Here is a 22,751-nt window from a genome sequence, read left to right as displayed (position 1 = left end):
AGTGTGACAGATCATGGAAGAACGTCAACCAGCAGATGTCTCGAACGGCCAGGGCGACGCCACGCGCGAGCGGATCCTCGACGCGGCCGACGCACTGATCCGGCGCCGCGGCGTACACGGTGTGACGGTCGCCGAGCTCGCCAGACGCTCCACACTCAGCCGTCCCACGATCTATCGCAACTGGAGCGACGCGGATGACGTGGTGAGGTCGGCCCTCCTGCGGCGGGTGTCGCGGATTCTCGATGCCTTCCCCGTCCCCGCGCGGAGCCGTCCGCAACTGGTCGACGATGTGCTGCGATTCACGACGATGTTCCGCGCGGATGCCGTCTACGCGCGACTGCTCGACGACGAACCGGAGGCGTTCACCCGCTACACCCTGCAGCGGGTCGGATCCAGTCAGCGCCTGATCCTCGGCTGGCTCGAAGCAGCCATCAGCGCTGCGCAGCAGGACGATTCCGTCCGTCGCGGTACTCCACGGGACATGGCAGTCATGCTGCTGCTGATCGCCCAATCCGCCGTCCTCTCGCACGGCACCGTCGCCGACCTGATCGACGAAGACGCCTGGCAGCACGAACTCCGTGCCGCCATCGACGGACTGCTTCGGCCATGACTGCCGGGACCGCGCTCAACGCCGAGCGCAGGCGTGTCGAGATCGAACGGTCATCCGAGGAGACCGTCGACGTCCTCGTCGTCGGTGGAGGGATCACCGGCGCCGGGGTGGCGCTCGACGCCGCCGCTCGCGGTCTGCGGGTGACCCTGATCGAGGCAGAGGATCTCGCGTTCGGCACCAGTCGTTTCAGCTCCAAACTCGTGCACGGCGGTCTGCGCTACCTCGCCACGGGAGACTTCGCCACGGCGCGCGAGAGCGCGATCGAACGCCACCACCTGATGAGCACGATCGCCCCTCACCTCATCCGACCACTCGCCCAGGTACTTCCCTTCGGCCCGGGTGTGACCGTCAGGCAACGAGCGGCCGGCGCTGTCGGCATGGGAATGGGCGATCTGCTGCGCATGCACGCGCACACCCGTCGCACCGTGCTCCCCGCCCCGCGCCCCGTGACCGCGCGTACGGTTCTCCGCCTCACCCCTGGCGTCCGGCCTCGAGGTCTCCGCGGCGGGATGCTCTCCTACGACGGACAGCTCATCGACGACGCCCGCCTGGTGGTGTCGGTCGCGCGAACCGCAGCGGGGCTCGGCGCCCGCATCCTGACACGCGTGCGCGCTCTCGCGCTGAGAGCAGAGGGTGCGACTGTCGAAGATGCGATCACCGGCGAACGGTGGGAGCTCCGGGCGCGGAGCGTGGTGAATGCGACGGGAGTGTGGGCCGGAGCGCTCGACGAGTCGATCACGGTGCGACCGAGCCGCGGCACGCACATCGTGCTGGATGCGGATAGTCTCGGCAGTCCCCGCGCCGCACTCACGATCCCGTTGGAGGGATCGATCAGCCGCTACATCTTCGCCCTGCCGCAGCAGCTCGGCCGGGTGATCGTCGGCATCACGGATGAGGACGCCCCGGGCCCCATCCCGCGCGTCGCCGAGCCGTCGGAGGGCGAGATCTCGTTCCTGCTCGCGAACCTCAACCGCGTCCTTGCGCATCCGATCCGGCGTGAGCACGTGCGCGGCGCCTTCGCCGGCCTGCGTCCGCTGGTCGACAGCGGAACCGCATCGACCGCCGACGTCTCCCGCCGTCATCTCGTCTCGATGTCGGACGAGGGCTTCGTGACGGTGCTCGGCGGCAAGCTGACGACCTACCGACGCATGGCGGAGGACGCCGTCGACAGCGTCGTCTCCGCGCGCGGCATCTCTGCGCCTGCGAGTAGGACGACGACTCTCCCCCTGGTGCGCGACGGCGCCAGCGTGGCCCGATCCACGCATGCCGACGCTCATACCTTCGTCGCCGAAGGGATCCCCGTGACCCGCGCCACCGTGGAGTTCGCGGTCCGCGAGGAACTCGCCCTGTCTGCAGAGGACGTGCTGGATCGTCGCACCAGGATCGGCCTGGTCCCCCCTGACCGCGAGCGGGCGGCGCCGTTCATCGAGGAGATCGTGGCGGAGACGCTCACCCGCCTGCGTTGACGCACATCCGGAACCCCGTACGAAATCCGGGTGAACATCCGGTGCGGAGAGGCAGTGCAACACCTCTGCGGCACTGTCGGCGGTGCAGAGTATGAGCGTGGACGCGATCTTCAGCATGTTCGGCGGCGGGGCGATGGGCGGTCTGGTCAAGACGGGGACGGCGGTTCTGACCGTCCTGTTGGTGATACCTGCACTTCTCAAGCTCTTCATCATCACGGTGGACGAGGGGTGGGCGGCGATCCGCACGCGCAACGGCAAACCGATCATCCGCCGCGCCCGCCTCGGCAAGCCCGGCACGCCGGGGGTCGGGGAGGTCGTGGTGCTGACGCCCGGCTCGCACGGTGCCTTCCCGCTCTTCTACTGGTACAAGCTGATCGACGTGCGCTGCCGGGCGACCGATCTCCCTGCCCGACAGCTCACGGGAGCCAGTGGGCACCAGCATCTCGTGCACGCGTCGTTCGAATGGCGCCCGCTGGCATCCGGGCGCGACCTCCGGGTGTTCGAGCTCGATGTCGTGAACGTCACCGAGCGCGCCGCCAACATCATCTCGGCCTCGCTGCGCGATGTCATCCGCTCGCTCGAGGGCGCCGAGCTTCCCCACAACGATGCGCTCGGCGCGCAGGTCCTCGCCGCGTGCAACGAGAAGGTCATCGCGGCGTGCGGGGTCGAGGTGGTCAACGTCATGATCACCGGCGACGCCCTGACGGACGGTTATCTGCTCTCCCAGGCGCTGCGGGCATCGGACTCTGCGCCTCAGGCGATCGCCGCACTGCACGCACTCAACTGAGGGGCGATCCTCCGCGCGCCACGGTGCGGGTGTATCGTTTTGAACATGTTCGAAAATGATGCCCTCGAGTCCAAGAGCGCCCGTACGCGCGCGCGGATCAGCGCGGCCGCGATCGAGTCGTTCATCGAACGCGGATACGCCGACACGACGATGCGGCTCATCGCCGAGAAGGCCGAGGTCTCGGTCGGCAACGCGTACTACTACTTCCCGTCGAAGAATCACCTCGTTCAGGACCTGTACGTGCGCGTGCAGCAAGAGCACGCCGCGACCGCTCACGGGCTTCTCGCGGAGCACCGCGCCCTGGTCGATCGACTGCGCATCGTCTTCGAGACCGGCCTCGCTGCGCTGGTCCCCTACCAGCGCAGCGCGCCGGGGTTCCTCGCGGCGATGATCGCACCCGACTCGCCGATCAACCCGTTGTCCGCAGAGTCCGCACCGGCACGCGACATGACCGTGGGGTTGTTCCGGGAAGCCGTCGAGGGCGCTCAGCATCGACTTCCCACCGACGTCGCCGATCTGCTGCCCGAGGCGCTGTTCGTGTCGTACCTCGGGCTCGTGCTGCGCTGGACCTACGACGGTTCACCGGATCAGGAGAAGACCAGCCGGATGCTGGATGCCGGGCTCCGCCTGCTCGCCATCGCGCTCCCGTTCGTGCGGATGCCGGGGGTTCACTCGACGACGCGCGAACTCCTCCGCCTCGTCACCGAGGTGCGCTCGTGAGCGCCGTCGCGTCGTCGCCCGTGCGGACCGCGGAGAAGCCATGGGCGTTCACCGGCCACGAGCTCATTCGCGGGGGCATCACCGCCTGGTTCGTGTTCATGGTGCTGCTGATATGCGGGGAGACCGTGCATCTCGCCATGCTGTATCCGAGCTCTGCGCTCGAATCGGCCCCGGAGCGTCTCCTGGGCCTGCTGTTCTTCCTCATGATGATCGCACTGGTCGCAGGCGTGGTCTCAGCCTTCGTCGTACCCTTCGGGATCGTGATCATGCTGCCGATCGCGCTCGCGCTTCGGCGGGTGCGTTCCGTCGGGGTCCACCTCGCGGTCTACGCGCTCCTGGGAGCAGCAATCGGCGGTGGCTACCTTGTCGCGTTCCGCGGCGGGCGTCCTCTCGACCCGGTGATGCCGTGGGACTACGTCGTGGTCGTTCCCGCGGCATCCGCCGCACTCGCCATCCCGCTCGCGTGGTGGTGGACCGCTCGACGCGCACTCCGGATAGATGCCGGCCTCATCACTCCAGGACCGCGCCATCCGGATCCGGACGCCGCGTACGAGGACCGCGTGACAGCGGCAGATCACGCCGAAGCTCCGAGGGAATCATGAACGCCGCACGCACACCTCAGGGGAGCCTGGCAGTCGAGAACCGGATGCGCTTCACCCGTCGCGAGTTCTGGCGCGGAGCCTGGAGCGCCTGGCTGCTCTTCATGATCGCGCTCACGGGCACCCTTGTCGTCACGGGAGTTCTGCAGTCAGGTCCGCCGTGGGGCAACGTCTTCTCTTCGATCGTCGTGTTCCTCCTGTACGGCATCCCGATCGGCGGCGCGGTATCACTGCTCGTGATGCTGGCAGGCTCACCGCTCGCGTGGGGGCTCGGCCGCCTGCTCGTTGCCACCGATCACGTCGTCGCCCACCTGCTCGCCTTCGCCGGGTTGGGCGCCGCCATCGGGGCCGCGGTTACGGCATCGGGGATCATCGGGCAACCGCCCGCGCCGTTCGTCGCCGTGGTCATCGTCACCTGCGCCATCTCGGTCGCGGGCGGCTGGTATCGGACGTTCTGGCGATCTCGACAGGAGAGGAAGCCCTGGGGCTCGAACTCCTGATCAGGTTCAGCGGCGCTCGTGGAGCGGCAGGTCGATCGCGCCGGTCTCCCCCGCGTTCCGTGCGAACGGGATGCGGGTGCCGAGCACCTGGGCGACGATGTCCTGCGCGATCTTGGGGGCCGTCAGACCGGCATCCTCCAGGATCTGCTCGCGCGACGCGTGGTCGATGAACTCATCCGGCAGCCCGAGCTCGTCCACCGCGGTGTCGATGCCCGCCTCACGCAGCACCTGGCGCACGCGCGTGCCGATGCCGCCGACACGGATACCGTCCTCGAGCGTGATCACCAGGCGGTGTCGTGCAGCGAGAGCCGTGACCGACGCCTGCACCGGGATCGCCCATCGCGGGTCGATCACGGTGGCGCCGATACCCTGGGCCCGCAGGCGGGCGGCGACATCCATCGCGAGAGTCGCGAACGGGCCGATCGCGACGATCAGGACGTCTTCGGACTCGCCTCTGGCGAGAACGTCGACGCCGTCGTGAAGGCGCTCGATCGCGGGGAGATCCTCCGCGACCGCGCCCTTGGGGAACCGGATCACGGTCGGCGCATCGTCCACCGCGACTGCTTCATCCAGCGCTTCTGTGAGCCGCGCGCCGTCACGCGGGGCGGCGATCCGGATGTGCGGGACGATCTGCAGCATCGCCAGATCCCACATGCCGTGGTGGCTGGGGCCGTCGGGACCGGTGACTCCGGCACGGTCCAGCACGAAGGTCACGCCCGCGCGGTGCAGGGCGACATCCATCAGCACCTGGTCGAACGCGCGGCCCATGAACGTCGCGTAGACCGCCACGACCGGGTGCAGGCCTCCGAAGGCGAGCCCGGCGGCCGAAGCGACGGCGTGCTGCTCCGCGATGCCGACGTCGTACACACGGTCGGGGAACCGCTCCGCGAATCGGGCGAGTCCGGTCGGACGCAGCATGGCAGCCGTCATCGCGATCACGTCGTCGCGTCGTCCGCCCACATCCACGAGCGCATCCGAGAACACATCCGTCCACCCGCGTCCGCCGGAGGACAGCGTCTCCCCCGTGACCGGATCGATGCGGCCGACGGCATGGAACTGATCCGCATCGTCATCGCGAGCCGGCTGGTAACCACGGCCCTTCTCGGTGATCGCATGCACGATCACGGGCGCCCCGTAGGACTTCGCGAGCTCGAGCGTCTCGAGGAGCGCGGGCAGATCGTGTCCGTCGACCGGTCCGAGGTACTTGATGTCGAGGTTGGAATACAGCGCTTCGTTGTTGGTGAAGCGCGACAGGAAGCCGTGCGTGCCGCCGCGCACACCGCGGAAGACCGCACGCCCGACGGGACCGAACGCCCGGAACAGACGATCGGACTTGTGGTGCAGGTCCTTGTAGGCGGCGGCCGTGCGCACCCGGTTCAGATACCGGGACATGCCACCGATGGTGGGCGCGTAGGAGCGGCCGTTGTCGTTCACGACGATCACGAGGTTGCGGTCGTTGTCGTCGGAGATGTTGTTGAGCGCCTCCCAGGTCATACCGCCCGTGAGCGCACCGTCACCGACGACAGCGACGACATGTCGGTCCGCGCGTCCGGTGGCGGTGAGGGCGCGTGAGACGCCGTCCGCCCAGCTCAGCGAACTGGAGGCGTGCGAGGACTCGACGACGTCATGGGGGCTCTCGCTGCGCTGCGGGTAGCCGGCGAGACCGCCACGCACCCGGAGGTCGGAGAAGTCCTGTCGGCCCGTGAGGAGCTTGTGCACGTACGACTGGTGCCCGGTGTCGAAGATGAACGGGTCGTCCGGCGAGGAGAAGACGCGGTGCAGCGCGATCGTGAGCTCGACGACGCCGAGGTTGGGGCCGAGGTGTCCACCGGTGCGGGAGACGTTCTCGACGAGGAACTCGCGGATCTCTGCGGCGAGTTCGACCAGTTGATCTGCGGACAACGCGTCCAGATCTCGGGGTCCTGAGATGCTCGGAAGAATGGGCATCTGCGCCTCCTCACAGGCTCCGTAGCGGCGCTCGCGCGGGGTGCGGACGCCGTGTCGATCCTATCGCGCTCCCCCGGGAATCCTCGGAGAGGGCAGGACCCTTGACACGACGAAAGGGGCCCGGAATCATGTTCCGAGCCCCTTTCGAGCGATGCGTCAGACCAGCGAACGCAGCACGTACTGCAGGATGCCGCCGTTGCGGTAGTAGTCCGCCTCACCGGGGGTGTCGATGCGGACGACCGCGTCGAACTCCACGACCTGCTTGCCCTCGGGAGAGTTCTCGCTCGGAGTGGCGGTCACGCGGACCGTCTTCGGCGTGACGCCGTTGTTGAGCTCCTCGAGACCGGAGATCGAGACGACCTCGGTGCCGTCGAGTCCCAGCGACTCCCAGCTCTGTCCGGCGGGGAACTGCAGCGGGACGACGCCCATTCCGATCAGGTTCGAGCGGTGGATGCGCTCGAAGCTCTCGGTGATGACCGCCTTGACGCCCAGCAGGCTCGTACCCTTGGCCGCCCAGTCACGCGATGAGCCCGAGCCGTACTCCTTGCCACCGAAGATGACGAGCGGCGTGCCCTGCTCCTGGTAGTTCATGCTCGCGTCGTAGATGTACGACTGCGGTCCACCCGGAAGCGTGAAGTCGCGGGTGAAGCCACCCTCGACGACCTGGCCGTCGTTGACCGCCGAGACCATGACGTTCTTCAGGCGGATGTTCGCGAACGTGCCGCGGATCATGACCTCGTGGTTGCCACGACGCGAACCGAAGGAGTTGAAGTCCTTGCGGTCGACACCGTGCTCGGTGAGGTACTGCGCCGCGGGCGTCCCCGGCTTGATGTTTCCGGCCGGCGAGATGTGGTCGGTGGTGACCGAATCGCCGAGCGTCGCCATCACACGGGCGCCCTGGATGTCGCGCACCGGGGTGAGTTCCATCGTCATGCCGTCGAAGTACGGCGCCTTGCGCACGTAGGTCGACTTGTCGTCCCACTGGAAGATCGCGTCATCCGGAGTCGGCAGGCTCTTCCAGCGCTCGTCGCCGTCGAAGACGGTCGCGTACTGCTTGATGAACTGCTCGCGGGAGATCGAGGAATCGACCAGCTCCTGCACCTCGGCGGGCGTGGGCCAGATGTCCTTCAGGAAGACGTCTTCACCGTCGGTGCCCTTGCCCAGCGCGTCGTTCTCGAAGTCGAAGTGCATCGATCCGGCCAGCGCGTAGGCGATGACCAGCGGCGGGCTGGCGAGGTAGTTCATCTTCACATCGGGGCTGATGCGCCCCTCGAAGTTGCGGTTTCCGGAGAGCACCGCGGTCACGGCGAGGTCGTGATCGTTGATGGCCGCGGAGACCTCTTCGATCAGCGGGCCGGAGTTGCCGATGCAGATCGTGCAGCCGTAGCCGACGGTGTAGAAGCCGAGCCCCTCGAGGTCCTTGTCGAGTCCGGACTTCTCGTAGTAGTCCGTGACGACCTTCGAGCCCGGGCCGAGCGTGGTCTTGACCCACGGCTTCTGCTTCAGGCCCTTCTCGAGCGCCTTGCGTGCCACGAGACCGGCGGCGATCATCACCGACGGGTTCGAGGTGTTGGTGCACGAGGTGATGGCCGCGAGCGTGACGGCGCCGTTGTCGAGGATGTACTTCTCACCGGACGGCGTGGTCACCGGCACCGGCTTGGAGGCATTCGCCGGAGCACCGCTGTTGATGTGCACGGGGCGCGTGGTCGGCTCCTCGTCGCCGGGCGTCTGACCGGGGTCGGAGGCCGGGAACGAGTGCTTCGACTCCAGGTCGACGATCGAGTCCGAGGTCGACGCGGTGGCGTAGCTCAGGATGTCCTGCTCGAACTGCGACTTCGCCTCGGAGAGGAGGATGCGGTCCTGCGGACGCTTCGGCCCGGCGATCGACGGCACGACGGTGCCGAGGTCGAGCTCGAGGTACTCGCTGAACGTGGGCTCGTGTGCGGCATCGTGCCAGAGCTTCTGCTCCTTGGCGTATGCCTCGACGAGTGCGACGGCCTCTTCGCTGCGACCCGTGAGGCGCAGGTAGTCGAGAGTGACGTCATCGATCGGGAAGATCGCTGCCGTCGAGCCGAACTCGGGGCTCATGTTCCCGATCGTGGCGCGGTTCGCGAGGGGCACCGAGGCCACACCCGCACCGTAGAACTCGACGAACTTGCCGACGACACCGTGCTTGCGCAGCAGGTCGGTGATAGTGAGCACGACATCGGTCGCCGTGACGCCGGCGGGGATCTCGCCGCTCAGCTTGAAACCGACGACACGCGGGATGAGCATCGACACGGGCTGGCCGAGCATGGCGGCCTCTGCCTCGATGCCGCCGACGCCCCAGCCCAGGACGCCGAGTCCGTTGACCATGGTGGTGTGCGAGTCGGTGCCGACGCAGGTGTCGGGGTACGCGCGCAGCACGCCGTTCACGTCGCGGTCGTAGATGACCTTGGCGAGGTGCTCGATGTTCACCTGGTGCACGATGCCGGTTCCGGGGGGAACCACCTTGAAGTCGCTGAAGGCCGTCTGGCCCCAGCGGAGGAACTGGTACCGCTCGCCGTTGCGCTCGTACTCGATCTCGACGTTGCGCTCGAGAGCGTTCTCCGAGCCGAAGAGATCGGCGATCACCGAGTGGTCGATGACCATCTCCGCGGGCGAGAGCGGGTTGATCTTGTTCGCGTCGCCGCCGAGGGCGGTGACGGCCTCACGCATGGTGGCGAGGTCGACGATGCAGGGAACACCCGTGAAGTCCTGCATGACCACGCGCGCCGGCGTGAACTGGATCTCGGTGTTCGGCTCCGCGGACGCGTCCCACGAGCCCAGGGCCTCGATCTGCGCCTTCGTCACATTCGCGCCGTCCTCGGTACGAAGGAGATTCTCCAGCAGCACCTTGAGGCTGAAGGGAAGCTTTTCGAAACCGGGCACCGTGTCGATGCGGAAGATCTCATAGTCGGTGCTGCCGACTGTCAGGGTGCTCTGGGCACCGAAGCTGTTCACCGTGGACACGATTCCGTCTCCTTCTGATCTGATGGAAGCGACAGGCGGTTCCATCTTGCTCGCCTCGGAGGTCCTGCGGCTAGCAAGGCGGACCTAACCAGTCTGCGCCTTTTCGACCCGCGGCAGAAGCCTGCGATTTATCTTGATATCAAGATAAATCTATCACGCCGCAGAGGCATCCTCGTGCGCAGGCGCGCGGGGGTACAGCGCACGCACGACCAACCACGTCACGGCGATCAACGGCGCGAACAGCGGCAGCCCCATGACCAGCTTCAGAGTCCCGAGCGCGGTGACATCACCGGCCAGATACAGCGGGAACTGCACGGCGAGACGGGCGAAGAACAGCGCCGCCCACGCGATCCCGAGCCAGAAGAAGGCGCGACGCTTGCGACGGTCCTGCCTCCAGGCGGTACCCTCCCCCATCAGGAAGCCCGCAGCGAGACCGATCAGAGACCAGCCGATCAGTGCGGAGATGAGCAGCGCAGAACCGTAGACGGCGTTCGTCACGAGTCCGGGAACGAAGTTGTCCTCACCGCGCCCTGTCCACAGCGCCAGTCCGGCAGCGGCGGCTGCGGCCACCAGTCCCCCGAGCGCGGCCGACGGCGGCGACTTCTGGATGAGACGGATGATCGTGAAGACCGCAGCGAGCCCGACAGAGACGCCGAGCGCGAGGATGAGGGGTTTCGGCTGCAGCGTGAACAGCACGACGAACGCGAGGCTCGGCAGGACCGACTCGAGGATCCCGCGCCACCCGCCGATCGCCGACCAGACGACCTTGTGAGTTCTTCCCTCGTCCGCGGGATCCAGCCCCGCACGCCGTGCCGCACCGCCGAGCGCCGCACCGAAGATCTCGGATGCGCTCTGCTCTCGTTCGGCGCCGGGCTCGGGGGTGCTCACGCGGATCCCGGCGTCGCCGGCATCTTCAACGGGATCAGATCGCGCGGAGGCATCGGGGAACCACCGCGGACCACGACGATGGAACGGAACAGGTCCTCGACCTTCTCCGCCGCGTCAGGATCGGACGCCGCAGCGCCGCCGATCACACCGCGGAGGAACCAGCGGGGACCGTCGATGCCGATGAACCGTGCCAGACGCAGTCCTGACCCTTCGCTCGCCGTGGCGGGCACCTCGGCGAGAAGCTCTTTGCCGAGTGCGCCTTCGCGCTCTTCGACGCGGCCGCCCTGGGCGCGCACCTGATCGCGGAGCTGCACACGGGTCTCGTCCCACAGTCCGCCGGACCGCGGCGCGGCGAAGGGCTGGACCTGAAGCGAGGATTCCGCGTAATCGAGGCCGACCGCCACGATGCGCTTGGACTGCTCCTCGACTTCGAGGCGCAGATTGAGTCCCTCGCGAGGAAGGATCTTGATGCCGCCGAGGTCGATGTAGGGGCGGACCGGATTCGCCTCGGAATCGTCGAAGGGCCCGTCGGTCGCCCGGTTGAGCGGCGCGGACTTCGCGGGGTTGGGGGTGTTGTCAGTCATTGTTCTTCCCTGCCTGATAGCCGGTGGATCCGAATCCACCTTCGCCGCGCACGCTGTCCGGCAGCTCTTCGACCGGGATGAACGTGGCACGTGTCACGGGCATGACGATCAGCTGCGCGATGCGATCGCCGACGGCCACATCGTACGCGCTGTGGATGTCGGTGTTGATCAGACTCACCTTGATCTCACCGCGGTACCCCGCGTCGACGGTCCCCGGAGAGTTGACGATCGAGATGCCGTGCTTGGCCGCGAGACCGCTGCGCGGGACCACGAAGGCGGCGTACCCTTCGGGCAACGCGATGCGCACGCCGGTCGCGACCAGCGCTCGCTCGCCCGGTGCGAGATGCACGGCCTCCGCCGCCACCAGGTCGGCGCCGGCGTCGCCCGGGTGGGCGTATCCGGGGACCACAGAGGCGATAATGGGGACATCAACGGAATCGGTCACCCCATGAGGCTAATGCAGAACCCCACCACAGACGCACGTACGCACTATCGCGAACGACTCGCCCCGAGCCTGCGGCTCCTGGTCACGGTCGCCCTGGCGGGACCGATGGTGTCGCTGATCTTCGTCCCGATCGGATCGACGGTCGCGCTCCTGGTCGGCGCCGCCGTCTCCGCGGTGCTCGTCACGCTCTTCATCGTCTCGACGCCGGTCGTGACTGTCGAGGGAGCCGTGCTGCGCGCCGGTCGGGCGCACATCGACACCGTGCACCTCGGCGAGCCCGTGGCGCTGACGGCGGAGGATGCGCGACAGGCCCGGGGCCCCGGACTTCCGGCGCGCGGGTGGCATCTCATCCGCGGAGGCATCGACGGGGTCGTGGTCGTGCCGAACATCGACCCGGCAGACCCCGTGGACAGCTGGACGATCTCGTCGCGGACTCCCGACCGCCTCGCCGCCGCGATCCGCGAGTCCCGGTCCTGACGCGCACCGCGACTCGCGACCCACGCCCGAAATGACGACGCGCCCCTGACCGGAAGGTCGGGGGCGCGTTGCGGTTCGCTTGCGCGTGCTCAGGCAGCGCACTCCTTGCAGATAGGGCCGGAAGCGTCCTCGTGGTCGAGCTGCGAGCGGTGCTTCACCAGGAAGCAGCTCATGCAGGTGAACTCGTCCTGCTGCGCGGGCAGCACGACGACATCGAGCTCGAGGTCGGACAGATCGGCGCCCGGGAGGTCGAAGCTCGACGGGTTGTCGGAATCCTCGTCCCCGCTTGAGCCGGAGAGCTTGTCCGGCACACGCTCCTTGAGCGCTTCGATCGACTCGGAGTCGTCTTCACTCTTTCGGGGAGCGTCGTAATCGGTTGCCATGCGGTAGATCTCCACTTTCATGGTACGAGTGGGTGGTTCGCCGTCGGGTATTCGGCGGCCATAGTTTGCACGACCTCAGAGCAATAAGCAAATGCCGGGGTGTGCGACAGAGCAAACTCGCGGCACGCCCAGAGTATTCCCGCCCGCGAGGGCACTCGCGTGACACCATGAACGCACACCCATCAGAGGGGCATTCGCATGGAAAACGTCACCATCGTCGGCACAGAATCAGGAGTCCTCGTACTCGCGACCGAGTCGGGCGAGCGGTTCGCGCTGCCCATCGACGATGTCCTGCAACGGGAGATCCGTCGCGCCACCCGCCAGGCCGAGCCGACCGCACAGCGTCTGGCCGCCAGTCCCCGTGACATCCAGGCGCAGATCCGCGCCGGGCTCACCGCCGTCGAGGTCTCCGAGCTGCTCGGCATCAGTGTCGACGACGTCGCCCGCTTCGAGGGCCCGGTGCTCGCGGAGCGCGAGCACATCATCGGTCAGGCCCTGGCCGTTCCCGTGCTGATCGGCAGCGAGGTGGAGCCCGACGCCCAGCCGACCTTCGGGGTCGCCGTTCGCGCCAAGCTCGCCGATGTCGAGGCGTCGGAGGAACGGTGGGCGAGCTGGAAGGACGAGACCGGCTGGATCGTCAAGCTCGAGTTCACTGCGAGCGACGTCGAGCACGACGCGCGGTGGAGCTTCGATCCTCGACGCAGTGCCCTGTCGCCGCTCAATGCCGACGCCACGCAGCTCTCCCGTCAGGGTTCCCTGCCTGAAGGGCTCATCCCCCGTCTGCGGGCGGTCGACGCGGAGCGCGCCGGCTCGCCGTACAAGGACGAGAGCCGCTTCGACTCCGGTGCATTCGGGCCGCGGCTGCTGCCGACCCCCGAGGCCGATGTCGAGGAACCGTCTCTTCCGGAGCGCTCGAACGCCGCCGCTCAGGAGGCTGCGACCAAGCGCGCACCCGAGTCGTCGACGACGAGCCCCGAGACAGCAGACCTGCTCGAGGCGCTCCGTCGCCGCCGCGGCCAGCGCGAGACGGCTCCGTTGATCGATGACGTCGAGGATCTCCACTCCGAGCCGAACCCGATCGCCCTGTTCGACGCGGCGTTCGAACCGGAGACCGATGAGCCGGAACCGGCGACGACGGAACCGCAGACCAGCTCGAGTGAGCCGTCCGACGGCAACGCCCGCCGGCGCCGCCGCAACGCGATGCCCTCGTGGGACGAGATCGTCTTCGGAGCCCGTACCGACGAGTGATGTCAGTGTCGGCGCCTCTCCTGCTCAGCGGGAGAATGCACCGAGCCTGATCACCGGGACCGTTCTCTCTTCGGGAGTCAGTCCCCCGTGCTGCCCGATCATCCCGCGGCCCCGTTGGTCGGCGGCAGTGCCGTCGTAGACCGCCCACACTCCGCGGGCGACGACCAGCAGGTCCCCCACCCGAGAACGAGCGTCATCCGTGACGCGCGGCCCGAAGAGGCCGCCCGCGATCGCCTCGTCGCGGGTGAGCACATCGGCGACGCCGTCGAGGTCGGCGCGCCAGCGAGCCACGACGTCTGCGGCGACGGCATCCGGCTCGAGGTGGACGTGGAGCATCCGCGGTTCTCCCCCGACATGGCGGACGCCGGCCAGGTGCGAAGCGTCGAGCACCGCCTGACGCCGTGACGGCACGTCGACCATGCCGTGGTCGGAGGTGACGAGCACGCCGACACCGGAGGGCACCCGTACCGAGAGAGCGGAATCGATGTCCTCGAGCGCCGCCACCCACTCGGCAGACGCCACGCCGTGCTTGTGCCCCGCCTTGTCGACCTCGGGAAGGTAGCAGTAGACGAGAGCGCCGGGGTGCTGCTCCGCGAGCCCGTAGGCGGCTGCGACGCGCTCCGCGGGAGTGCTCGCCGCCACGAACTCGGCGCCGCGCAGCGTGGCCCGCGTGAACCCGCTGTGCTCGTAGGCGGCGACACCGACGGCGAACGCCGGTCTCGCGGCAGCCACGGCCTGCTCGAAGATCGTCGGCGCCGGCTGCCAGGTGAGCGGGTCGAGCCCTTCCGACTCCCAGCCGGTGAGCTGGTTCACGAGCACGTCGCGACGGGCGTCGAGCACCCGGTATCCGACGAGGCCGTGCTCGCCCGGCCACACCCCGGTGAGGATGCTCGTCAACGCAGCGGCCGTGGTCGACGGGAACACCGACTGCGCGGTGTCGCGCTTCGTCATCCCCGCCGTCAGCGCCCTGGCGTGACCCGCATGACCGCGGAGGCTGATGGCGCCGAGGCCGTCGACCACCACGAGCACGACGGACTGCGCGGGCGGGAGCACATCGGACTCGGCACGCAAGGACGCGAAGAGGTCGCCCGCCACCCCGACGATGCTCCGGGCTGATGGCGACTCGGACGGTAGCATGAGGGACATCCGAGCCAGTCTGACACAGGCTCCCGCACGCCCTCAGGAAGCCCATGCCGAAAACTCCGCCGCCCGAGCCCGTCGAGGAGCGCATCCAGGACATCGACCTGTCCACCGAGATGCAGGGCTCGTTCCTCGAGTACGCGTACTCGGTGATCTACTCCCGCGCTCTGCCCGATGCGCGCGACGGTCTCAAGCCGGTGCAGCGACGCATCCTCTACCAGATGGCCGAGATGGGCCTCCGCCCCGACCGCGGTCACGTGAAGAGCGCCCGCGTCGTGGGCGAGGTGATGGGGAAGCTCCACCCGCACGGCGACACGGCCATCTACGACGCACTCGTGCGCCTGGCGCAGGAGTGGGCGCTGCGCGTGCCCCTGGTCGACGGGCACGGCAACTTCGGCTCACTCGACGACGGGCCCGCAGCCGCGCGATACACCGAGGCCCGCCTGGCGGCCGCCGCGCTGGCCCTGACGGAGAACCTCGACGAGGACGTCGTAGATTTCATCCCGAATTACGACGGACAGTTCCAGCAGCCCGCCGTCCTGCCTGCCGCGTTCCCGAACCTGCTCGTCAACGGTGCGAGCGGCATCGCGGTCGGCATGGCCACGAACATGGCCCCGCACAACCTCATCGAGGTCGTCGCGGCTGCCACGCACCTGCTCGAGAATCCGGACGCCACCACGGAAGACCTCATGGAGTTCGTGCCGGGCCCGGACTTCCCGGCCGGCGGGGTGATCATGGGCCTCGACGGCGTCAAGGACGCCTATGCCAACGGCCGCGGCGCCCTCAAGGTGCGCGGCAAGGTGTCCATCGAACCTCTCGGCCCTCGCCGCACGGGCATCGTCGTCTCCGAGCTGCCGTACATGGTCGGGCCCGAGCGTCTGATCGAGAAGATCCGCGACGCGGTGCAGTCCAAGAAGCTCCAGGGCATCAGCGATGTCACCGACCTGACCGACCGCAATCACGGTCTGCGCGTCGCGATCGGCATCAAGACCGGGTTCGATCCGAACGCCGTGCTGGAGCAGCTGTACCGACTCACTCCGCTCGAGGACTCGTTCAGCATCAACAACGTGGCGCTCGTCGACGGCCAGCCCCGCACGCTCGGCCTCAAGGAGATGCTGAGCGTCTACGTGGCGCACCGCCTCGAGGTCATCACCCGGCGCAGCCGCTACCGCCTCGCCCGCCGAGAGGAGCGCCTGCACCTCGTCGAGGGTCTGCTGATCGCGATCCTCGACATCGACGAGGTCATCCAGGTCATCCGCTCCTCCGACGATTCGGAGCAGGCGCGCTCTCGCTTGCGCTCCGTCTTCGATCTCAGCGAGCTGCAGGCCGAGTACATCCTCGAGCTCCGCCTGCGCCGACTGACGAAGTTCTCACGCATCGAGCTCGAGGCAGAGCGCGATGCGCTGAAGGCCGAGATCGCTGCTCTCCGCGAGCTGCTGGACAGCCCGGTGCTGCTCCGCGCCGCTGTCGCCACCGAGCTCGACGCCGCCGCCGACGCCTACGGGACGCCGCGCCGCACGCTGCTGATGAACGCTGCTCCGCCCAAGCCCCGTGCGACGAAGGGTGCTGTCGATCTCCAGATCGCCGATGCCCCGACGGTGCTCGTGCTCTCCACCACCGGCCGCGCCGTGCGCGTCGACCTGGGTGAAGGACAGGAGCTCACGGTGCCGGCACGACGGAGCAAGCACGATGCGATCCTGACGACGCTCGAGGTCACGGTCCGCGCAGAGCTCGGTGCACTCACCAGCGCTGGTCGCGTCGTGCGGTTCTCCCCCGTCGATCTGCCGTCCGTGCCCTCCAGCTCGGTGCAGCTCGCAGCGGGTACGCCACTGCGGGACTACCTGGGCATCACCACTCGTGGCGAGCGGATCCTCGGCTTCGTGCGCTTCGACAGCGACACTCCGATCGCACTCGGCACCGCCCAGGGAACCGTGAAGAGGATCGTGCCCTCCGCCATCCCCGTGCGCCCGGAGATCGAGGTCATCGCCATGAAGCCCGGTGACACCGTCGTCGGCGCTGCCGAGGCACCGGACGACGCCGAGCTCGTGTTCGTCACGACCGACGCGCAGCTCCTTCACTTCTCCGCCTCTGCCGTGCGCCCTCAGGGCGCTGCTGCCGGCGGCATGGCCGGCATCAAACTCGGATCCGGTGCGGCGGTGATGTTCTTCGGCGTCGTCGATGCGGACGCCGAAGCGGTCGTCGCCACCGTCTCGGGCACCGAGGGCATCCTCCCCGGCACAGAGCCGGGTCGGGCGAAGGTCACCGCGTTCTCGGAGTACCCCGCGAAGGGGCGCGCCACCGGCGGCGTGCGCGCGCACGCCTTCCTGAAAGGCGAGGACCGCCTCACGGTCGCGTGGGTGGGCCCGAACCCGGCACAGGCCGTCGACCCCACGGGGGCCGTGCGGAAGCTTCCCGAACCTGGTGCCCGGCGCGACGCGTCCGGTCAGCCGATCGACGGCGTGATCGGCAGCATCGGCCGCACCATCGTCTGACTTCGCAGAGAAGGCGGGCCTCCCTCGAATCGCCGAGGGAAGCCCGCCTCTTCTGTCGAGGACGACGCTCAGGCGTCGATGGACTCGCGGGACAGGCGGTCGGACGAGTCGATGATGAACTCGCGACGCGGAGCGACCTCGTTGCCCATCAGCAGCTCGAAGACGCGACCCGCCGCCTCGGCATCCTCCATGCGCACGCGTCGCAGCAGGCGTCCTGAGCGGTCCATCGTGGTCGTCGCGAGCTGCTCGGCATCCATCTCGCCGAGACCCTTGTAGCGCTGGATCGGCTCGTGCCAGCGCTTGCCCGCCTTGCGGAGCTTGGTCAGCAGTGCGTGCATCTCCTGCTCGCTGTAGGTGTAGATCGTCTCGTTCGGCTTCGAGCCCGGGTTCATCACGATCACCCGGTGCAGCGGCGGAACGGCCGCGAACACCCGCCCGTGCTCGATCAGCGGACGCATGTAGCGGAAGAAGAGCGTGAGCAGCAGGGTACGGATGTGCGCGCCATCGACGTCGGCGTCGCTCATCAGGATGACCTTGCCGTACCGGGCGGCGTCGATGTCGAACGAGCGACCGGAGCCTGCGCCGATCACCTGGATGATCGAGGCGCATTCGGCGTTCGACAGCATGTCGCCGATCGACGCCTTCTGCACGTTGAGGATCTTGCCTCGGATGGGCAGCAGCGCCTGGAACTCGCTGTTGCGCGCGTTCTTCGCAGTGCCGAGCGCCGAGTCGCCCTCGACGATGAACAGTTCGCTGCGTTCCACCTCGTTCGTGCGGCAGTCGACGAGCTTCGTGGGGAGCGTGGAGGACTCGAGCGCGTTCTTGCGGCGCTGGGTCTCCTTGTGCGCGCGCGCCGAGACACGGGCCTTCATCTCTGCGACGATCTTGTCCAGCAGCTGCGTGGCCTGGTTCTTGTCATCGCGCTTGGTCGAGCTGAAGCGGAGTCCGAGATCCTTGCGGATGACCTGGGCGACGATCTGGCGCACGGCCGGCGTGCCGAGCACTTCCTTCGTCTGGCCTTCGAACTGCGGTTCGGGCACGTTCACGGTGAGCACGGCGGTGAGGCCGGCGAGAACGTCATCCTTCTCGAGCTTGTCGTTTCCGACCTTGAGGCGCCGCGCGTTCTGCTCGACCTGCGCGCGCAGGACCTTGAGCATCTCCTGCTCGAATCCCTGCTGATGCGTTCCCCCCTTGGGGGTCGCGATGATGTTGACGAACGAGCGCATGGTGGTCTCATACCCCGTCCCCCAGCGCAGCGCGATGTCGACCTGGCAGACCCGTTCGACCTCGGTGGCGATCATGTGGCCGTCCGCCTGCAGGACGGGGACGGTCTCCTTGAAGGTCCCCTCGCCCTGGATGCGCCAGTTGTCGGTCACGGGCGGGTCGTTCGCGAGATAGTCGACGAACTCGGAGATGCCGCCCTCGTAACGATACGAGGTCTCGATCGACTCCTCCGCGCGGTTGTCGCGGATGACGATCTCGAGCCCCGGCACGAGGAACGCGGTCTGACGTGCCCGGTTCTCGAGCTCGCCGAGCTGGAAGGCGGCGTCCTTCGTGAAGATCTGCCGATCGGCCCAGTACCGCACACGCGTTCCTGTCACACCGCGCGGCGCCTTGCCGGCGACCCGGAGCTCGCTGCCGTCCTCGAATGGAGCGAAGGGCGCATCGGGGCGCTTCTCCCCCGAGTCGGCGAAGCGGCCGGGCTCACCGCGGTGGAAGGACATCGCGTAGGTCTTGCCGCCTCGATCGACCTCGACATCGAGACGCTCGGAGAGAGCGTTCACGACGGAGGCGCCGACACCGTGCAGACCACCGGATGCGGCGTAGGAGCCGCCACCGAACTTTCCACCGGCGTGCAGCTTGGTGAAGACCACCTCGACACCGGTCAATCCGGTTCGCGGTTCGACGTCGACGGGGATGCCACGCCCGAGGTCGTGCACCTCCACGCTGCCGTCGGAGTGCAGGATGATGTCGATCTTCTTGCCGTTGCCGGCGACCGCCTCGTCGACGGCGTTATCGATGATCTCCCAGAGGCAGTGCATGAGCCCGGGCGATCCGTTCGACCCGATGTACATACCGGGGCGCTTGCGGACGGCTTCGAGCCCTTCGAGCACCTGGAGATGATGTGCGGAATACTCGGCGGTCACAATCTCCGAGTCTATTCTCGTGGAGCCCTCGCACCCCGCAGACACTCCCCGGGAAACATCCATCGAGCCCGTTCCCGTACGCGCTGAGCGAAACACGCCGTGATCCGGGCATGCGCCCAGCATCCCCGTGGTTGTATTGAGCACGCTCCACAGCGAACCCGACACCCGAGGAGGCACCGAGATGAACGCAACAACCGAACGTGAGACCTCTACCGTCGAGTTCCGCTTGACCGCAGCAGACCGTTGCGACTCCTGCGGCGCTCAGGCGTACATCGCCGCCGAGGTCAACGGCTCCGAGCTCCTCTTCTGCGCCCACCACGGCCGCAAGTACGAAGAGAAGCTCCGTACCATCGCGACCAGCTGGCACGACGAGACCGCTCGACTGGTCGACGCGGTCTGAGGTCCGATCCGCTCAGCAGATCCCTCCGACGTCACCCGTCTCACGGATGACCGACGACGGGTCGCCGCCCGACATCAGTCGACGACGACCCGTCGCACACGGACACTGAGTCGCGTGAGGATCTCCTCGCCGACCGTGTCGATGCGCTCCGCAAGAGTCGTGGCGCTGACCTCGCCGTGAGCGCCCGCACCGAACAGGTGCACCTCATCGCCCGCCGCCATTCCGGGCCATCCCTGCACGACCGACGACGTGTGGTCGATCCGTCGCAGCTCTCGTGCTCCCCCCGGCGTTCCGACCGGTGACCCCGCGAGCGTCGACGGCAGTCCGTCGAAGCTGCCGATGTCGACGACTGCTTCGCCCTCTACGATCGCTTTCACGGAGGCGACCAGCGAGGCGATGGGGCGGATTCCGTCGAGTTCAGGGCCGTCCGCCGAACGGACGCCGTAGCAGAAGGCACCGATCCGCGACAGCGTGCCGCGGAGTTCGGGACGCCACCATGAGGCCGCCGATGCGGTCAGGTGCTGCCACGCCGGAGCGGATCCGGCGTCGTCCACCACGCGCACCGCGTCGAGGAAGACGGCTTGAGCCTCATCGTCCTCTGCATCGCTGGCTTCCGCGATATGGCTCCAGACTCCGACGATCTCGAGCAGCCCTGCCACCTCGGCGGCACGAGCGTCCGCGACGACATCGTCCCAGTCCTCGCGGAGCACGCCGTTGCGATGAAGGCCGGTGTCGATCTTGAGGTGCACGCGCGCGATGACGCCGAGCGCGGCCGCGCGCGCGATGATCCGGCCCAGATACTCCGCTGTTCCGACGCCCAGATCAACCCCCTGCACGAGTGCGTCGTCGATCTCCGTGTCGGTCGATGTAGCCCATGCGAACACCCGCACGGCGCCACCCGCGACGCGGCGCACATCCAGCGCGCTGCGCACGTCATAACTGCCGAACCACTCGACGCCGACTGATTCAGCGACTTCGACAACCCACGAGAGGCCGTGACCATAGGCGTCGTCCTTGACGACCAGCATGAGCGCGGATGGCGCGATCCGGTCTCTCACGGATTCGATGTTCGCCCGGAATTGGCGGCTGCTGATGCGCAGCTGCGGACGGCTCATGCTTCCCACCCCCGGACGGCGTGCGCACCGGCGACGGTGATGAGCTCCGCGGCGGAGAGTCCGGTGATCGCCGCCCACTGCGTCAGCGTGCGCGCAGCAGGCCCCATGCCGCCGAAGAACGTGACTTCGGTACCGACAGCGACGTCGGTGCCCTCGAGATCGACCACGCACACATCCATCGCGACGCGGCCGACGATGAGGCGCTCCGTGCCGTCGATCTCGACGTGCGCCCGGTTTCCCAGCGCCCGCACGACCCCCTGCGCATATCCGCCGGTGACGAGTGCGACGACCGTGTCCGCGGGAGCGCGATGGGTATAGCCGTAGGAGACCGCGTCGCCGGCACGCAGGCGCTTCGTCGAGAGAACGTGTCCGACCAGCCTCATGACGGGGCGGAGCGCTGAGGCATCGCCTCCGGCCGGCAGTCCATAGAGAAGGTCGGGGTCGATGTCGGGGACACCGTCGATGGTTCCGGTGATGCCTTCGAGGGCGAGCGCATCGATCTCCCCGACGGAGTCGACCAGCACACTGCTCGCACCGGCTGCGGTCACGGCGTGTGCCACGGCCAGGACGCCATGCCCCCAGGCGTCGCGGCGAAGATCGGCGACCGTTCCCCCGCTCTGCACGGCGGATTCCGCCGCAGCGGCCAAGGCGGAGCGTGAGATCACCGCATGCGTTCGGGCGCTGGAAGTCGTGTCGGACACGTCTTCCAGCCTAGCTTCCGTGCGCTCAGGTTCCCTCCGACGCCACCCGTAGACTGGATGGGATCCCCAACCTTCGGAGCACAATGTCACGTCTTTCCCTCGCGCCCCGCGTTCGCTATCTGATCGGACGCGCACGCCGCATCGACGTCGGATCGGTCGTGGAGCGCGCCAAAGAGGCCTCTGCGCAGCACCACAAGGCGGTGCCGTCGATCGTCGTCGACATGCTCTGGTCAGCGGCACGCCACAACGTCGGCTTCCAGGACTACATCGACTACGATTTCGCGATGCTCACCCGCGCGGAGCGCGAGACGTACATGACCCACCCGGTCTCGAACCAGCTCTCGCAGCGCTACGACCACCCGGACTTCCGTTGGATCTTCCAGGACAAGGTGGAGTTCGACAAGCAGTTCTCGGTGCACCTCCACCGGGAGTGGATGGTCGTCGAGGAGGGCAACGCCGATGCCGTCCGCGAGTTCGCGCAGCGGCTCGGCACGATCGTGACCAAGGAGCCGGTCGGCCAGGCCGGGACCGGCGTGCACCGCTACCATGCGGCGGAGGTCGAGGATTGGGAGGAGTTCCACCGTGGACTTCTCGCCCGCGGCGAAATGCTCATCGAAGAGGTCATCCGCCAGCACGATGCCCTCGCCGCGGTGTGCCCGGGAACCGTCAACACGACGCGCATCACGGCATTCTTCGACGGTGAGAAGGCGCACATCCTCGCGATGGCGCAGAAGTTCGGTCGCGGCGCGGTCAGCGACCAGATGACCTTCGGCGGCTTCTACACGATGCTCGACGAGAACGGTCACTCCGTCGGCGCCGGATACGACTCCCACGGCCACGTGCACGAGAAGCACCCCGACACAGGGTTCCCGATCGCCGACTTCCAGCTCCCCTACATGGACGAGGTCCGCGCGTTCATCGACCAGGTCGCACGCGTCGTTCCGGAAGTGCAGTACGTGGGATGGGACATCGTCGTGTCCCCCGACGGCCCGGTACTGGTGGAGGGCAACTGGGGCGCGGGCGTGTACGAGAACAAGCCGAGCGTCACCGGCATCCGCACGGGACACAAGCCGCGCTATCGCGAGGTCATCGGATTCTGAGACAGCGATGC

21 protein-coding genes are annotated in these 22,751 nt (G+C 67.9%); 11 read left to right on the top strand and 10 right to left on the bottom strand.

The genetic code is table 11. The features are described 5' to 3' along the window. The first annotated feature begins 13 nt into the window (after window positions 1-13). The 6 genes from FB560_RS08275 (at window position 14) to FB560_RS08250 (ending at window position 4,682) form a co-directional block, all read left to right on the top strand. A complete protein-coding gene (locus FB560_RS08275; RefSeq protein ID WP_141871924.1) occupies window positions 14-610 on the top strand; it encodes a TetR/AcrR family transcriptional regulator in 597 nt (198 codons plus the stop codon). Next, entirely contained in the window at window positions 607-2,076 is a 1,470-nt protein-coding gene (locus tag FB560_RS08270; protein WP_141871923.1) for a glycerol-3-phosphate dehydrogenase/oxidase, read from the top strand. The genes FB560_RS08275 and FB560_RS08270 overlap by 4 nt, the downstream gene beginning before the upstream one ends. Before the next feature lie 97 nt (window positions 2,077-2,173). After that, a complete protein-coding gene (locus FB560_RS08265) occupies window positions 2,174-2,863 on the top strand; it encodes an SPFH domain-containing protein (protein ID WP_233444081.1) in 690 nt (229 codons plus the stop codon). A gap of 45 nt (window positions 2,864-2,908) precedes the next feature. Then, window positions 2,909-3,583 carry a TetR/AcrR family transcriptional regulator gene (locus FB560_RS08260; RefSeq protein ID WP_141871921.1) on the top strand — a complete coding sequence of 225 codons (675 nt, stop codon included), beginning with the start codon at window positions 2,909-2,911 and terminating at the stop codon, window positions 3,581-3,583. Then, window positions 3,580-4,185, top strand: coding sequence for a hypothetical protein (locus FB560_RS08255; protein ID WP_141871920.1), 606 nt, complete (start codon window positions 3,580-3,582; stop codon window positions 4,183-4,185). The genes FB560_RS08260 and FB560_RS08255 overlap by 4 nt, the downstream gene beginning before the upstream one ends. Continuing rightward, complete coding sequence (locus tag FB560_RS08250) at window positions 4,182-4,682, top strand: hypothetical protein (RefSeq protein ID WP_141871919.1); 501 nt, start codon at window positions 4,182-4,184, stop codon at window positions 4,680-4,682. The genes FB560_RS08255 and FB560_RS08250 overlap by 4 nt, the downstream gene beginning before the upstream one ends. Window positions 4,683-4,688: 6 nt before the next feature. Here FB560_RS08250 and dxs read toward each other — a convergent pair whose 3' ends face one another. The 5 genes from dxs to dut form a co-directional block, all read right to left on the bottom strand. Further along, window positions 4,689-6,629 (bottom strand): 1-deoxy-D-xylulose-5-phosphate synthase, encoded by a 1,941-nt coding sequence (gene dxs / locus FB560_RS08245; protein ID WP_141871918.1) that lies wholly within the window; start codon window positions 6,627-6,629, stop codon window positions 4,689-4,691. Window positions 6,630-6,785: 156 nt separating this feature from the next. Beyond that, the gene (locus FB560_RS08240) at window positions 6,786-9,620 is read right to left on the bottom strand and encodes an aconitate hydratase (RefSeq protein WP_141871917.1); all 2,835 of its coding nucleotides are present in this window, start codon (window positions 9,618-9,620) and stop codon (window positions 6,786-6,788) included. A 153-nt stretch (window positions 9,621-9,773) separates the two neighbouring features. Beyond that, window positions 9,774-10,508 carry a DUF3159 domain-containing protein gene (locus FB560_RS08235; protein WP_141871916.1) on the bottom strand — a complete coding sequence of 245 codons (735 nt, stop codon included), beginning with the start codon at window positions 10,506-10,508 and terminating at the stop codon, window positions 9,774-9,776. After that, on the bottom strand, window positions 10,505-11,092 hold the full coding sequence (locus FB560_RS08230) for a DUF3710 domain-containing protein (RefSeq protein ID WP_141871915.1): 588 nt from the start codon (window positions 11,090-11,092) through the stop codon (window positions 10,505-10,507). Before FB560_RS08230 ends, FB560_RS08235 begins: the two co-directional genes overlap by 4 nt. Continuing rightward, entirely contained in the window at window positions 11,085-11,537 is a 453-nt protein-coding gene (dut, locus tag FB560_RS08225; protein ID WP_188895184.1) for a dUTP diphosphatase, read from the bottom strand. The genes FB560_RS08230 and dut overlap by 8 nt, the downstream gene beginning before the upstream one ends. Window positions 11,538-11,540: 3 nt before the next feature. Here dut and FB560_RS08220 point away from each other — a divergent pair, with 3 nt between their 5' ends. Continuing rightward, window positions 11,541-12,014 (top strand): DUF3093 domain-containing protein, encoded by a 474-nt coding sequence (locus FB560_RS08220; protein ID WP_233444079.1) that lies wholly within the window; start codon window positions 11,541-11,543, stop codon window positions 12,012-12,014. A gap of 89 nt (window positions 12,015-12,103) precedes the next feature. On the opposite strand, the gene FB560_RS08215 is transcribed toward FB560_RS08220, so the two are convergent. Next, entirely contained in the window at window positions 12,104-12,397 is a 294-nt protein-coding gene (locus tag FB560_RS08215; protein ID WP_141871913.1) for a DUF4193 domain-containing protein, read from the bottom strand. A gap of 198 nt (window positions 12,398-12,595) precedes the next feature. Between FB560_RS08215 and sepH the strand changes: the two genes are divergently transcribed. Further along, window positions 12,596-13,645, top strand: a complete 1,050-nt coding sequence (gene sepH, locus FB560_RS08210) for a septation protein SepH (protein WP_141871912.1) — start codon at window positions 12,596-12,598, stop codon at window positions 13,643-13,645. A 24-nt stretch (window positions 13,646-13,669) separates the two neighbouring features. On the opposite strand, the gene FB560_RS08205 is transcribed toward sepH, so the two are convergent. Then, a complete protein-coding gene (locus tag FB560_RS08205; RefSeq protein ID WP_141871911.1) occupies window positions 13,670-14,791 on the bottom strand; it encodes an alkaline phosphatase family protein in 1,122 nt (373 codons plus the stop codon). A 44-nt stretch (window positions 14,792-14,835) separates the two neighbouring features. On the opposite strand from FB560_RS08205, the gene FB560_RS08200 reads away from it, so the two are divergent. Continuing rightward, entirely contained in the window at window positions 14,836-17,277 is a 2,442-nt protein-coding gene (locus FB560_RS08200) for a DNA gyrase/topoisomerase IV subunit A (RefSeq protein ID WP_141871910.1), read from the top strand. A gap of 68 nt (window positions 17,278-17,345) precedes the next feature. Here FB560_RS08200 and FB560_RS08195 read toward each other — a convergent pair whose 3' ends face one another. Beyond that, on the bottom strand, window positions 17,346-19,424 hold the full coding sequence (locus FB560_RS08195; RefSeq protein ID WP_229673161.1) for a DNA gyrase/topoisomerase IV subunit B: 2,079 nt from the start codon (window positions 19,422-19,424) through the stop codon (window positions 17,346-17,348). A 181-nt stretch (window positions 19,425-19,605) separates the two neighbouring features. On the opposite strand from FB560_RS08195, the gene FB560_RS08190 reads away from it, so the two are divergent. Further along, window positions 19,606-19,824, top strand: a complete 219-nt coding sequence (locus FB560_RS08190) for a DUF7455 domain-containing protein (protein ID WP_141871909.1) — start codon at window positions 19,606-19,608, stop codon at window positions 19,822-19,824. Between the two features lie 74 nt (window positions 19,825-19,898). On the opposite strand, the gene FB560_RS08185 is transcribed toward FB560_RS08190, so the two are convergent. Both FB560_RS08185 and FB560_RS08180 read right to left on the bottom strand, forming a co-directional pair. Beyond that, the gene (locus FB560_RS08185) at window positions 19,899-20,939 is read right to left on the bottom strand and encodes an alanine racemase (RefSeq protein WP_141871908.1); all 1,041 of its coding nucleotides are present in this window, start codon (window positions 20,937-20,939) and stop codon (window positions 19,899-19,901) included. Then, entirely contained in the window at window positions 20,936-21,640 is a 705-nt protein-coding gene (locus FB560_RS08180) for an alanine racemase (protein WP_229673163.1), read from the bottom strand. The genes FB560_RS08185 and FB560_RS08180 overlap by 4 nt, the downstream gene beginning before the upstream one ends. An 83-nt stretch (window positions 21,641-21,723) precedes the next feature. Between FB560_RS08180 and FB560_RS08175 the strand changes: the two genes are divergently transcribed. Further along, window positions 21,724-22,740 carry a sugar-transfer associated ATP-grasp domain-containing protein gene (locus tag FB560_RS08175; protein WP_141871907.1) on the top strand — a complete coding sequence of 339 codons (1,017 nt, stop codon included), beginning with the start codon at window positions 21,724-21,726 and terminating at the stop codon, window positions 22,738-22,740. Window positions 22,741-22,751: the final 11 nt, after the last annotated feature.

The organism is Microbacterium saperdae (genome assembly GCF_006716345.1).
Taxonomy (GTDB): domain Bacteria; phylum Actinomycetota; class Actinomycetes; order Actinomycetales; family Microbacteriaceae; genus Microbacterium; species Microbacterium saperdae.
Note: the sequence above shows the minus strand (reverse complement) of the source record. Positions and strands in the feature narration are given on the sequence as shown.

Bases quoted from the DNA above. Each gene is read 5' to 3' on its own strand.
- FB560_RS08205 (WP_141871911.1), bottom strand. From the start codon at position 14,791: ATGTCCCTCATGCTACCGTCCGAGTCGCCATCAGCCCGGAGCATCGTC.
- FB560_RS08230 (WP_141871915.1), bottom strand. From the start codon at position 11,092: ATGACTGACAACACCCCCAACCCCGCGAAGTCCGCGCCGCTCAACCGG.
- FB560_RS08215 (WP_141871913.1), bottom strand. From the start codon at position 12,397: ATGGCAACCGATTACGACGCTCCCCGAAAGAGTGAAGACGACTCCGAG.
- FB560_RS08260 (WP_141871921.1), top strand. From the start codon at position 2,909: ATGTTCGAAAATGATGCCCTCGAGTCCAAGAGCGCCCGTACGCGCGCG.
- sepH (WP_141871912.1), top strand. From the start codon at position 12,596: ATGGAAAACGTCACCATCGTCGGCACAGAATCAGGAGTCCTCGTACTC.
- FB560_RS08270 (WP_141871923.1), top strand. From the start codon at position 607: ATGACTGCCGGGACCGCGCTCAACGCCGAGCGCAGGCGTGTCGAGATC.
- FB560_RS08250 (WP_141871919.1), top strand. From the start codon at position 4,182: ATGAACGCCGCACGCACACCTCAGGGGAGCCTGGCAGTCGAGAACCGG.
- FB560_RS08200 (WP_141871910.1), top strand. From the start codon at position 14,836: ATGCCGAAAACTCCGCCGCCCGAGCCCGTCGAGGAGCGCATCCAGGAC.
- FB560_RS08175 (WP_141871907.1), top strand. From the start codon at position 21,724: ATGTCACGTCTTTCCCTCGCGCCCCGCGTTCGCTATCTGATCGGACGC.
- FB560_RS08185 (WP_141871908.1), bottom strand. From the start codon at position 20,939: ATGAGCCGTCCGCAGCTGCGCATCAGCAGCCGCCAATTCCGGGCGAAC.
- FB560_RS08220 (WP_233444079.1), top strand. From the start codon at position 11,541: ATGAGGCTAATGCAGAACCCCACCACAGACGCACGTACGCACTATCGC.
- FB560_RS08275 (WP_141871924.1), top strand. From the start codon at position 14: ATGGAAGAACGTCAACCAGCAGATGTCTCGAACGGCCAGGGCGACGCC.
- FB560_RS08190 (WP_141871909.1), top strand. From the start codon at position 19,606: ATGAACGCAACAACCGAACGTGAGACCTCTACCGTCGAGTTCCGCTTG.
- dxs (WP_141871918.1), bottom strand. From the start codon at position 6,629: ATGCCCATTCTTCCGAGCATCTCAGGACCCCGAGATCTGGACGCGTTG.